Annotated in this window: 12 protein-coding genes; 8 read left to right on the forward strand and 4 right to left on the reverse strand. The window is 53.8% G+C overall.

What is annotated here, in order from left to right; all coding sequences use genetic code 11:
• The first annotated feature begins 1 nt into the window (after nt 1).
• From B0B07_RS10175 to B0B07_RS15330, 6 genes are all read left to right on the forward strand, one after another.
• The gene (locus B0B07_RS10175) at nt 2-712 is read left to right on the forward strand and encodes a DUF6339 family protein (protein ID WP_076758713.1); all 711 of its coding nucleotides are present in this window, start codon (nt 2-4) and stop codon (nt 710-712) included.
• On the forward strand, nt 678-2,039 hold the full coding sequence (locus B0B07_RS10180; protein WP_234982353.1) for a DNA cytosine methyltransferase: 1,362 nt from the start codon (nt 678-680) through the stop codon (nt 2,037-2,039). Before B0B07_RS10175 ends, B0B07_RS10180 begins: the two co-directional genes overlap by 35 nt.
• On the forward strand, nt 2,036-2,956 hold the full coding sequence (locus B0B07_RS10185) for a PD-(D/E)XK motif protein (RefSeq protein ID WP_076758716.1): 921 nt from the start codon (nt 2,036-2,038) through the stop codon (nt 2,954-2,956). The genes B0B07_RS10180 and B0B07_RS10185 overlap by 4 nt, the downstream gene beginning before the upstream one ends.
• A 122-nt stretch (nt 2,957-3,078) precedes the next feature.
• Nucleotides 3,079-3,513, forward strand: a complete 435-nt coding sequence (gene aac(6'), locus B0B07_RS10190) for an aminoglycoside 6'-N-acetyltransferase (RefSeq protein ID WP_076758717.1) — start codon at nt 3,079-3,081, stop codon at nt 3,511-3,513.
• 109 nt (nt 3,514-3,622) lie between these two features.
• A complete protein-coding gene (locus tag B0B07_RS10195; RefSeq protein ID WP_076758719.1) occupies nt 3,623-4,813 on the forward strand; it encodes a DHH family phosphoesterase in 1,191 nt (396 codons plus the stop codon).
• 27 nt (nt 4,814-4,840) lie between these two features.
• On the forward strand, nt 4,841-5,011 hold the full coding sequence (locus B0B07_RS15330) for a hypothetical protein (RefSeq protein WP_200805802.1): 171 nt from the start codon (nt 4,841-4,843) through the stop codon (nt 5,009-5,011).
• Nucleotides 5,012-5,174: 163 nt separating this feature from the next.
• Here the strand turns inward: B0B07_RS15330 and B0B07_RS10200 are convergent, their stop codons facing one another.
• From B0B07_RS10200 to B0B07_RS10210, 3 genes are all read right to left on the reverse strand, one after another.
• Entirely contained in the window at nt 5,175-5,522 is a 348-nt protein-coding gene (locus B0B07_RS10200) for a hypothetical protein (RefSeq protein ID WP_076758720.1), read from the reverse strand.
• Nucleotides 5,503-6,672, reverse strand: a complete 1,170-nt coding sequence (locus B0B07_RS10205; protein WP_076758721.1) for a ParM/StbA family protein — start codon at nt 6,670-6,672, stop codon at nt 5,503-5,505. The genes B0B07_RS10200 and B0B07_RS10205 overlap by 20 nt, the downstream gene beginning before the upstream one ends.
• A gap of 487 nt (nt 6,673-7,159) precedes the next feature.
• A complete protein-coding gene (locus tag B0B07_RS10210; RefSeq protein WP_076758723.1) occupies nt 7,160-8,983 on the reverse strand; it encodes a DNA ligase D in 1,824 nt (607 codons plus the stop codon).
• A gap of 126 nt (nt 8,984-9,109) precedes the next feature.
• On the opposite strand from B0B07_RS10210, the gene ku reads away from it, so the two are divergent.
• Entirely contained in the window at nt 9,110-9,946 is an 837-nt protein-coding gene (gene ku, locus B0B07_RS10215) for a non-homologous end joining protein Ku (protein WP_076758724.1), read from the forward strand.
• Nucleotides 9,947-10,086: 140 nt separating this feature from the next.
• Here the strand turns inward: ku and B0B07_RS10220 are convergent, their stop codons facing one another.
• Nucleotides 10,087-10,575 (reverse strand): small multi-drug export protein, encoded by a 489-nt coding sequence (locus tag B0B07_RS10220; protein WP_076758725.1) that lies wholly within the window; start codon nt 10,573-10,575, stop codon nt 10,087-10,089.
• Nucleotides 10,576-10,731: 156 nt separating this feature from the next.
• On the opposite strand from B0B07_RS10220, the gene B0B07_RS10225 reads away from it, so the two are divergent.
• Entirely contained in the window at nt 10,732-12,273 is a 1,542-nt protein-coding gene (locus B0B07_RS10225; RefSeq protein ID WP_076758727.1) for an AbgT family transporter, read from the forward strand.
• Nucleotides 12,274-12,344 lie beyond the last annotated feature (71 nt).

Here is a 12,344-nt window from a genome sequence, read left to right on the forward strand (position 1 = left end):
CATGCTGGGACGAATTACAAGAAATGAAGCGGAAGAAGTCTTTAAAAGATGGCAGAGTGATGGAAAAATTAAACTTTCCAAGCTGAATGACACAGAGAAGCTGCACAGAGAACGCTTGGTGATGGTGGAGGCTGAAACCTTAAAAGAGCTTGAAAACCGTGAGCTATCCAGAAAGAACTATTATCAATTTGATCTTTTATTTTCCCTAAAGCTATATGAATACTTGAGCGTTCAAAATGGAGTCGGTGAACGTGAGGCCTCAGACGACGACTTTTGGCGGTTTGTCTCGATGAAACTGATTCCAGATGTGATAGAACGCAGATGGGAAGGACTGAAAGCCACCCGTTTTTATCAGGAATCAAGGAGGATCTGGCTGAAGGCCCTTTGGTGGTACATCCATCTCTCCTGGCAGGGAAGCATATCCAGTACATATGATATACTCAAAGACAATACGACAGACACCATTGTGCAGCTTGTCGAGCGGCCTGGATCGGGCGGGTACCGTATTTCTCTGACCAGAAATCTCATGAGATATTACGGCACTCTTGCTGAACAGCAGCCGAAAAAGCATTCGACTGAAATATTCAGGAAGATCATGCGTCTCAATACGGCCCGGACGAAGGTTGTCGAGCCAGCCTTGGTGGATGGCGGTGAACAGGAATATGTAAAGGAGCTTTTTGAATACTTCGATGCAAAAGACAGAGCAATTTAGCATTGTTGATTTATTTTCAGGTTGCGGCGGGCTGGCGCTCGGCTTTCAGACAGCGGGCTTTCAAATCATGGGCGGCATAGAGATGGACCAGTCGGCTTCCACGACAGCATCTTACAATCTGTATTGGAAAAAGGGCATAGACCACGAGCATTTTTGCGGAGATATCACAGAAAGTTCTTCTGACATCCTTGAGGTTGCCCCTGGTTCGTCACCTGTAGTCATAGGCGGACCTCCCTGCCAGGCTTATTCACGGGCAGGACGGGCAAAACTTAACTCTTTGGGAGAAGATCGTTCTTTTCATTTGGATTCACGAGGGAAGCTTTACGAGGACTTTCTTCGTTTTGCTCTTGAGTTGGACGCTCCCGCAGTCATCATGGAGAACGTTCCCGAGTCCGTTAATTACAACGGTGAGAACATTCCGCACACTGTATGCGAATTTTTGGAGGAAAATCAGTACGAAGCAGTTTGGACAGTATTGAATTCGGCAGATTATGGAGTGCCTCAAATAAGGGAACGGGTAATCGTGATGGCTGTCAAGAGAGGTTTCGGAGAGATCGCCAACTTGCCCGCTCCCACACACAACAGGCATAGTGATTACCGCACTCAGTATGAAGCCCGCTTCCCGGGTTTTAAAGAGTCCAGATTTTTCAGGGAACCAAATAAGCCCGAAAAAGATGCCCCTGGCTGGGTAACCGTGGGGGATGCGCTCTCTGATCTCCCACCGCTGTTCACAGATCCTGACCAGCCCTATTCCCTGACTAAACTGAATGTACGTCTGCCGTATAATCATGAACCCCAAAACGACTTCCAAAGAAGAATGAGATCGGTTGCCGACAAGGTCAGCGGTCATGCCTTTAGGAGGACATTGAGGGATTTTCGGATCTTTAACGACATGGCGCCCGGCGATAACTATCTTAATGCTATTGAGATCGCCAATGTTCACTTCAAAAGAGCCCTCAGAGAACGCAGAGTAACAGAAAAGGGACAGCCGGAGGAATATCGCAGGATCAAGAAAGAGTTTGTTCCGCCGTATTCTGCTGATAAGTTTATCGGCAAATGGCGAAGACTTGATCCCGCAAAACCCTCCCACACAGTCGTTGCCCACCTCGGGACTGACACGTATAGCCACATCCATCCCTGGGAACCGAGAGGGATATCTGTAAGGGAAGCAGCCCGGCTTCAATCTTTTCCCGATGACTTTATATTCAATTGCTCAATGAGTGATGCATTTAAGCAGATAGGCAATGCCGTGCCCCCTTTGATGTCGGAAGCTATTGCAAAAGCAATGCTTACGAATCTGAACGCAGTGAAGGAGGTGGCCAGGTGAAATTGGTACAGGAAATTAGAAATGGTTTTGCTTCCTTGGGCGGGGGAATGTCATTGCCGATTGAAGCTGTGAAGGATTACCCGGCCTTCGTTCTTCGCATTGGAAAAAGGTACGGAGTTGCAATTGAGGTCCCGGCAGGCATCAGAATCAACGAACGATTTTCCAACGCCAGGTATGCCACAACAGATTACGAGATATTTGGCAAGCGAGGCAATTATTTATTCCTCTCAAGCGAAATTGAAAATCTCAGGAATGAGTTTGCCAACATTTGCGCAGCGTTTGTCGATCCCGGCGAAAATGGAACAGCGAGAAAAAAAATCGAAGAAAGCCCGCTTGATTGGTGGGAACAGATGCGAGAACTTCTTGGCAATCGCAATGTCGACTCCTCGCCGTACAACGTTCTTGGAGAACTAATCACATATTACTATCTGATAAAGCAGGGAAAGCACGTAAAGTGGACCGGACAACAAAAGGGCACAGTTGATTTCGAGAGCAAGGAATCCGACTTTGAGGTTAAGTCCACGACCATGCGGTATGACTCATTAATTCAGATTAATAGCCAATTTCAGCTTCAGGGCGGAAAAGAAATGAAAATCTTCTTTTTGCGATTTGAGGAATCGGAATCGGGAAGATCTATAGACGACATAGTCTCACTCCTTGCTAAAAAGGGAGTCCCGGAAAAGATCTTGGAAGACTCCTTGGCCAGCGGGGGATATGAACCATACTCCTCTGGGCGCAACAGAAAATACCGCCTGCATGAAATGCGCCGCTATAATGTTGATGAAAATTTCCCGCTGATCAACAAGGACACATTTAAGGAACAGGGCATATCTGATAGAATCATCAAGATCAATTACACAGTAGATCTTGGCGGAATGGAGTATGACGATGTGTTAAAAGGTCTGTTTGACTCATAAGAGAAACAACAAGGCTGCGGATGCCGCAGCTTTTTTGGCACTCCAGATAACTTTTGAGATACATGCTTTGAGCAGTCTCGATCGCCTAGGAATTGTCAATCATAGGAAAAGAGGAGTCTTCAATGATCAAAAGAGCATTGCCTTCAGATGCAGATGCAATTGCCACGCTCGCAGATCGGCTCTGGCCCGGGCATGGCGTCCATGAATTCCAAAAGGAGATGCAGGAGCTTCTCGCGGATGATCACGCAGCCGTCTTCCTGGCATTCTCCGGCAATGAGCCGGTCGGATTTGCGCAGGTTCAGCTCCGGCATGATTATGTGGAGGGGACGTCCACGGGTCCCGTCGGTTATCTGGAGGGACTCTACGTCGAGGCGCGCTTCCGGCAGGAGGGGATGGCACGGGAGCTCGTCCGTGGCTGCGAGGAATGGGCACGGCAACAGGGCTGCACGGAGTTTGCGAGTGATTGCGAGCTCGGAAATGACGTGAGCCGTGATGTGCATCTGCATCTCGGGTTCAACGAAGTGAACCGGATCATCGCCTTTGCGAAAAAACTGTAAACGCACCGTTCCGCCCGGCGGAACGGTTTTTTGCTCCCTGAAGGGCGAAGATGACCGGAAACGGGTATACTGGATAAAGTGTTCAATGCGATAAACTTGAGGTGATTTGGTGTATAAATTATTGTCCCATAACGACCTGGACGGCATCGGCTGCGGAATCGTGGCGAAGATGGCGTTCGGTGATGATGTGAATGTCCGGTATAACTCTGTTCAGATACTCGACCGGGAAGTGGAGAAATTCCTCGACAGCGGAGACAAGGCGACCGAGCTGATCATCACCGATCTGTCGGTGAACGAGGAAAACGAGCTGCGGCTTGAGGAGTTCCGGAAGGCCGGCGGCAAAGTCGTGCTCATCGACCATCACAAGACCGCGCTCCACCTGAACGAGTACGAGTGGGGACGTGTACAGGTCGAAGAGGAAGAGGGACGGCTCGCATGCGCCACGTCGCTTCTGTACCGATATTTGATCGACGAGGGGTTCCTCGAGCCGACACGCGCGTCAGAGGAGTTTGTGGAGCTCGTGCGGCAGTATGACACATGGGAGTGGGAGCGCAACGGCAATGACAAGGCGCGCCAGCTCAACGCGTTGTTCTTCCTCGTCTCGTTCGACGAATTCGAGACGATGATGCTCGAGCGTCTGCAGGAAACCGGCCCGTTCAAGTTCAGCACATTCGAGAAAAAGCTGCTGGGGATGGAAGACGACAAGATGGTCCGCTACATCCGCAAAAAACGCCGCGAGATGGTCCAGCTGGAGGCGGACGGGCTGTATGCCGGCGTCGTCCATGCTGAATCGTACCATTCCGAGCTGGGCAATGAACTCGGGAAGGATAACCCGCATCTGGACTATATCGTCATCCTGAACATGGGCGGCCGGAAAGTGTCGTTCCGGACAGTCCATGACGATGTGGACGTGTCGGAAGTCGCCGGGACATTCGGCGGCGGCGGACATGCCAAGGCAAGCGGCGCCTCGATGTCGAAGGAAGCATTCGATCTGTATGTTGTCGAGTCCTATCACAAGGAACCGCTGCGTGAAGATGCACGCCACACCCGCTACAACGTGAAGGGATCTGAGTTCGGTACGATCTACCGGGCGCCTGAAGGGGACCTGTACTATCTTTATCCCGCCGGAGAAGGCCGCTGGGGCGTCGAGCGCAACGGCAACAGGCTCGAGGAGACCTACGGGTCGTTTGCGGACGCAGAGAAGGCCCTGAAGCGCGAGAGGGGCGTCTGGCTGCTCAATGATGACCAGTTTGTGAAGTTCCTGATGAAGCGGCTGGAAAAGGCCGAGAAGGAAGGGTAACGGATCCCTGGGTGAGGAGGAACGGGAATGCAGGAACGGGTCGGACAGTGCGAGGTGTGCGGCAGGGAAGTGTTTTGCCTGAACGGATTTTTGGACGGTGTGGCAGAAAACGGACGGCTGCACTGCTTTGACTGTGCGGACCGGGAAGCGCCCGACGGTCCTCGTCCACAGGTCGATGAGGATAGCAAGAGTGAATGAAGGATTCAGGCTGTGGACAGCCCGATGGCCGATGGCTTATCCCCATGTGGATAAGCGGAAGCGGCGGTCCGGTCACATGTGGACAACCCTCCGACGGAACTTATCCACTGAATTGATATGAATCCATAGAAAAAACCCGCCGACCGGCGGGTTTTTCGTGTTTTTATGCGAATGGATCGTCGAAGTCGTCCAGTGCGCCCCAGGCGGGTGCGGGTTCTTTCGGCTTCTCGGGTTCCGGCTCTTCTTCCACAAAAAATGCAGGGGGCATGGATTGCGGGAAAGGAGGCCGGTAGTCGGCGCCGTCAAGCTCGAAGTTGATCTTCCTCGGCATGACTTCGGCAACGTCGACAAAACCGGTCTGCCTGTACAGCTGCTGGGCGGCGTACAGGAAGAAGTTCGACAGGTCCGACTGGGTGTTGATCCAGTCAATGAATTCAGGAGTGAGGTCGCGGCTCAGATAGATGTTGATTCGCTCGCCATGTTTATATTCTTTACTTCGATTCCGCGCCACTTGCGACGACACCTAATTCTTTTTCTTTCTGCTGTTCATACCTCGGGGAGCAGGTGTAGACGAGCAGGCCGCGGGCGTTCACGAACATCGGGTCGGTGAGGAACGTGACGTTGATCATCCGGCCCTTCGAGTTCAGGATCTGCTGGAGGTACTTTTTCAGGATGGCCGCGCCGCCGCCGTAGATGAAGACGTACGGATCATCCTTCATGTCGTCGATTTTGTTAATGATCGGACGGCTGAGCTGCTGGGCGAGCTGCATGAGGCCGGTCTGGGATTCCGCGAGAAGTTCATTGTGGCGCGGGTGTTCCGGATCAAAGTAGATCTCGTTGAACTCGGCCATGGAGTCGATCGATTTGCGCGGATGGTTGCGGTTCCAGCGCTTGATGATCTCGCTGACTGCCGTTTTTACGCCGAAGTTGAGGCCTTCCGACAGTTTCGGATTGAATTTGACGCCTTCCGTCACGACAATTTCAGTCGTTCCGGAGCCGATGTCAAAGTGGAGGAGCGTCTTGTCGCTGAAATCGACCTTCATGATTTTGTCGCCGATCTCGACTTTGCGCTCGGACAGCTTGCCGGTTTCGTCAAACACGACGCCCCAGGCGGCTGCTGCGCCTTCAGGCAGGCATTTGCAGTACTCGATTTTGATCGTGGCCGTCACATTGCGGCCGGACGGATGGTGGAAGATGACTTCGTGCGTGCCCATGTAGCGGGCGGCGTTGTTTTTCGCTGCTTCCTGGGTGATCATGCCGACCGGGAGCGCCACGGACAGGTCATATGTCGCCGTCACCTTGTTTTTCTTGTATTCACGGCGCATGGCATCGATCGCAAGTCCTGCGAGCGTGACGATGACCGGAATTTCATCCGTGGATTTGTCCGTCTTTTTCTCGAGTTCAATGCCGGGGAGGTTGTCGTTGAGGACCTTTTCCCCGATCACATAGCGCTGGCCGTTGATGGAGAGCGCTTTGGAGTTGATCGTCACATCAATGTTGTTGATCAGTTCATCCGCAGAGATGTCTTCCATGTCCATCAGTTCCGTTGTTTCTCCCATGTACAGGGAATAGACCGTCGGGATATGAATCGGTTCATTATCTTTCACCCATAATTTTAGTGCGTTGTTTCCGGCATCTGCGCCGGCTTTGAGTACTGCCATGCTGTTCACTCCTTCTCGGTTTCTATTACGAATTATACACGTACCGGCGCATGATAGAAATAGAGATTATGTAGGATGTGCGCACAAAATTAAGACAAAAACTGCGATTTTTCATCGTTTTGCCCTGTTTTAGAAACACAATAGGCGGTGAATGTGCGCACAAAGTATGTAGGAAATTGTACGCACTTTGTATTTCTTTTGTGCGCACACAATACATACTCTTTCAATTTGGATATCACCCTTATTTTAGGGTCTTCCAAAGAAATCAGATAAGGGGAACAAAAGAGAAAGGGAGACCATTCGACAAAAAATAAGACCTAAAAGTCTCCTTGGAAATTCAGGTCTTCTGTCTGCATATCCTGTTTCGGATATATTTCAATTGTGCGCACAATTGAAATATACGCACGATATACGCACATAGAACACAAAAAGAGCGCACAAAGTGCGCATTAGTTCATTTAGCCGGATCTTGTCGGGGAATGAGTCATTATGTGATTTCCCGGAGTTTCTCCAGCACTTCTCCGAATGGTTGCCGGTCCCTTGCTTGATCCATCGTTCGGAAGGGGTCGCCCATCTCTTTCATTCGGTTTAGCAAGACGGGGACAGTCAATTCACGCGGTCGGATCCCTTCCTTCAATTCGTGCCACTCAATGGGTGTGGCAACCGGTGCGTGCGCCGTTCCCCTTGTCGAATACGGACAGATGATCGTTTTCCCTTCCGCATGCTGGACGTAGTCGACGTACAGACGGCCATGTCGGTTTTTGATCAGGCGTTCCGTTGTGAAGCGCTCCGGCGACTGTTCACACAGGAAACGTGCCGCGATTTCGGTGAACCGCCGCGTGTCCGCGTAGGTGAATAGCCCCTCCGGAAGCGGAATGTACAGCTGAAGTCCCTTGCCGCCGGATGTCTTCGCGAATGAGAGCAGGCCGAAACTGTCGAATACTTGTTTAAGCCGGAGGGCGGCGTCGGCCGCGAGGTCAAACCGTGAAGCATCCGGCGGATCCAGGTCGAAGACGATCTCATCCGGAAACGGGGAGTCGAGGCGGCCGAACGGTACATGGAACTCCAGTGCCGCCTGATTTCCTAGCCAGAGGAGCGTCTCCAGATTGTTGCACAGGATTCTCGGTCCGTCTTCATCCGGAGAAGTCTCCACGAATGGCGGAACCGGATCGGGGGCATGTTTCTGGTAAAAGCGTTCATCCTCCGTCCCGTGCGGCCAGCGGATGACAGTCAGCGGCCGGTCGCGCAGCCATGGCAGCAGGTAGGGTGCGGCTTCCTGCAAATACAGCAGATATCCGTCCTTGTCGAGGGCGGCTTCCGGGAACAGCGGCTTGTCGGGATTCGTCACGGCGACGCCGGGCGGGATCGGTTCCAGCGCGCGCGCCAACCGCCTGGCGGTGACCGTTTCCGGATCTTCTCCATGAAGGAACCGGCTGAAGCGCGGTTCGCGGAGTTTGCCGCCTGCCTCGCCGATCGTCAGCAGCTCTGCGCAGATTGCGGGTGCAAGCGTCCAGATGCCTGCCGATTTTTGTTCGCCTTTTTGTTGGAATAAAAGAGAGAGTGTCCGGGCTTCTTCATCGGACAGGCCGTTTTTGAACGAAACGGCGGGAATCAGTTCTTCATGGTCCAGATAACAGCCTGTGAAGTATCCGTTTTCCTGTTCATACTCAGTGAGGATGACCGGGACGCGGCGCCAGTTTTTCACTTTCATCCAGTCGGTCGTGCGGATGCCGTCCGTCCAGCGGCTGCCGGAACGCTTGGCGACGATTCCCTCGCCATTGCCGGACAGGAGTTGTGTTTGGACCGTGTCGGGGTCTTCCGATGAAGCGATGCCTTGGATCACTGAAGGGTTACCGGCAGAGACGGCCGACGGAAATCCGCCCGCTTCCAAAACTGTCCGCAGCGCCTGTTTGCGCTGTTCGAGCGGTTCTGCGCGAAGGTCACGGCCGCTTAGTTCCAGTACATCAAATGCGGCGAATCGGCACGGGAACCTGTCGGCTGCCCCGGCAATGGTGTTTTCCGCCCGCATACGGGAACGGCGGGAGACTGTGGCGAAATCGCTCCGGGCGTCATTGAGCAGGTGGACGAGCTCCCCGTCGAGGAGCAGCGGGAGACATTGGGCGACGGATCCGGTGGTTTCCAGACATGCTTCGGTGATTTCCGGGAATGCACCTGCCAGGTCATGCCCGTTCCGGCTCATTAGCCGTATGCCGTTTTCCCGCCAGTCCAGCAGACATCGAAAGCCGTCGTACTTGATCTCATACAGCCAGCCCGGCCCGTCCGGAAGTTCTTCGGCCGGCGTCAATTTCATCGGTTTGAGGATGTCGATCAGCTCCGTTTTGAGGACTCTTCTTTTTCCCGAGTGTGTGCGCCTGCCGAGTTTTCATACATAGACCGGGCGATGCGGCGCAAGCTAAGGAAAAAAGCGGGTGATTCCATGCATACGGTCTGGAAGGGCAGCATCAGCTTCGGACTCGTCAATATCCCGGTGAAGCTCCATGCGGCGACAGAAGACCATGACATCAAGCTCCGTCAGCTGCACAAAGCATGCAATGCGCCGATCTCATACAAAAAGGTATGCACGGCATGCAATGAGGAAGTGAAGCCGGACGACATCGTAAAGGCGTATGAATACACAAAAGGGAAGTTCGTCGTGCTGGATGCGGAAGATCTGGAGAAGCTGAAAAAGGAAAACGAGGACAAGGCAGTGGAAATCGTCGATTTCGTGAAGCTGGAGGAAATCGATCCGATCTATTTTGAACGCTCCTATTTTCTGGCGCCGGACAAGGGCGGAGGCAAAGCATATGCGCTGCTTCGGTCGGCGCTTGACCAGTCGGACAAGATCGGGGTCGCCAAGATCATCCTCCGGCAGAAAGAGCAGCTGGCTGCCGTCCGAGTGTTCAAGGATGCGCTCGTCCTGGAGACGATCCACTGGCCGGATGAAGTGCGGAAAGTGGAAGACGTTCCGAGTGTTCCCGATGCCGAAGGAGTGGTCGGGAAGGAACTGGACGTTGCGCTGATGCTGATCGAACAGCTGACGACGCCGTTCGATCCGACCAAGTATACCGACGACTACCGGGAATCGCTCATGGAGCTGATCGAAGCGAAGAAGGCCGGAGAGGAGACGGTCACCATCACCGAACGCGAAGCGCCGGCCGCCACGACCGCGACCGATCTCATGGCCGCGCTTCAGGCTTCACTCGAGAAGACAGGCACCAAAAAGAAAAAAGCCCCGGCGAAAAAGCGGGCGGCAGCAAAAAAGAAGCAGGCGTGACAGGCAGGTTTTCAGCCTTGGAATAAAAAGCGTAGAGGGGCCATCCGGATTATCGGATGGCCCCTCTGTTTTTATTGACAAATAACGGTCGTAAAACACTCCATCAAAACAAGGAGTCCTTCTACTGGTCCACCGATCCATCAGTCTCCCTCTAAGTATTTCCTGAGAAATGATCCGCCGCTCCTGCCTGTCAGATCCAATCCGAAATGGACGAGCAGGGAAGTGAGGCCCGACCAGAAGACGATGCTTACGGCCACCCAAAGGAAGGTGGCCCGCTTCGTGCCGCCGAATGTGACGGTGAGGAATGCGGCGAGGTGGCTGCCGACGACCAATGGGCCGATCAGGGCGAGGCCGGGCACACCGTATTTGCGGAACAGCCGGCCGGCGCGCTCGTTCCGTTTCGAACCGGCGTCCGGCTTTCTGCGCCGGCGTTCCAGCCACTGCTTGAACCGGTCCATGAACAGAATGACCGCCAATACGGTCAGGATGTTGCCGGCCACGCCGGCCGCCAGGGTGAGGACAGGATTCAGACCGCCCAAGATGCCAACGGGGATGACGATGTACGCTTCGGTCATCGGCACGGCGCCGAGCAGGAAGACCAGGCCGTATGCCGTGATCAGACGATTCATTTCATGCACCTCCGACTCTGGTTATGCAAACGATCTCTCTTTAAAAAGAAGAGTGCGCCAACATTTTCTATTAAAAACATGTTGAATTATCTTTCCATTCTGTTAGTATAGAAACCATTCTTATGGCGCTTCACCGCGTTAAAGGGGGATGCTGAAATGGCTTCTGCAACCGAAGCAAAAGGGAACTCGAAGAAAAATTTCTTCGGCCGCTTCCTGGACTTCGTCGAAAAATACGGGAACAAGCTGCCGGATCCGGTCATGCTGTTCGTTTACATCACGGCCGCCATCCTGGTCGCCTCGGCCGTCTTCGGACTGATGGGGGTAACGGCCAAGCATCCGGGCACGGGCGAGACAATCACCGTCGTCAACCTGCTGAGCGGAGCGGGAATCGTCCAGATGCTCACCGGACTGGTATCGAACTTCACCGGTTTCCCGCCGCTCGGGCTGGTGCTCGTGGTCATGCTCGGTGTGGGGCTGGCCGAGTCGACCGGATTGATCACGGCGTTCATGAAGGCATCGATCCTGAAGGCACCGCAAAAGATCATCCTGCCGACGATCATCCTCGTCGCCATCTGCGGGAATGCCGCAGCTGATGCGGCCATGGTCGTCCTTCCGCCGATTGTCGCGATGATTTTCGTGGCACTCGGAAGGCACCCGATCGCCGGTCTTGCCGCAGCCTATGCAGCCTGCGCCGGCGGCTTCGGCGCAAACCTGATCCTTTCGGTGTCGGACCCGCTCATCTACGGATTCACCGAACCGGCTGCACATATCGTCGATGACTCCTACAAAGGCAATCCGATGATCAACTACTACTTTATCGCAGTTTCGGCAATTGTTCTCGTGCCGGTTGCCACGTTCGTCACGAACCGCATCGTCGAGCCCCGGCTCGGCAAGTATCGCGGGACGGGAGAGGAGATCAGCGAGGAAATCACGTCATCCGAGAAAAAGGGCCTTCTTTGGGCAGGGGCATCCCTCGTCATTGCAGGCGCCGTCATCGCGTTCATGACGCTTCCGGAAAACGCCATCCTCCGCAATCCTGATGATGGGGGCCTCATCGTGTCTCCATTCATGGACTCAATCGTGCCGATCATGATGATTCTCTTCCTCATCCCGGCAATCGTGTACGGGAAGGTCACGGGTTCGCTGAAAGATTCGAAGGATCTCGGGGAACAGCTCGGCAAAGCGATGTCCGGCATGGGGACCTATATTGTCATCGCCTTTGTCGCCGCCCAGATGATCGCCTACTTCAATTGGAGCAATCTCGGACCGATTGTTGCGATCAAAGGCGCCGCCCTGCTTGAGTCGATCGGTTTCACGGGACTGCCGCTGTTCATCGGATTCATCATCATTGCTGCGCTCATCAACTTCCTCGTTGCGAGCCAGTCTGCCAAGTGGGCGATACTGGCACCGGTGTTCATCCCGATGTTCATGCTGCTCGGATATGACCCGGCTGTCACACAGGCGGCTTATCGGGTAGGGGACTCGATCACGAACCCGATCACCCCGATGCTTGCGTACTTTGCCATCGCCCTGACCTTCGCGAAGCGGTTCGACCCGAAAATGGGCATGGGCACGTTCATGACTTCCCTGCTCCCATTCTCGATCGCCTTCGCGATCATGTGGACCGTCGTCTTCGCCGTCTGGTTCCTGCTCGGACTGCCGCTCGGTCCGGGAGGCGGAATCTTCATGGACAAATAATTGCCTAACATCGGCCGTCCGGACCTGCTGGTCATCCAGCGGGACCCGGGCGGTTTTGCCGTTTCCTCTGA

It is taken from the genome of Edaphobacillus lindanitolerans, assembly GCF_900156305.1.
Classification (GTDB): domain Bacteria; phylum Bacillota; class Bacilli; order Bacillales_A; family Planococcaceae; genus Bhargavaea; species Bhargavaea lindanitolerans.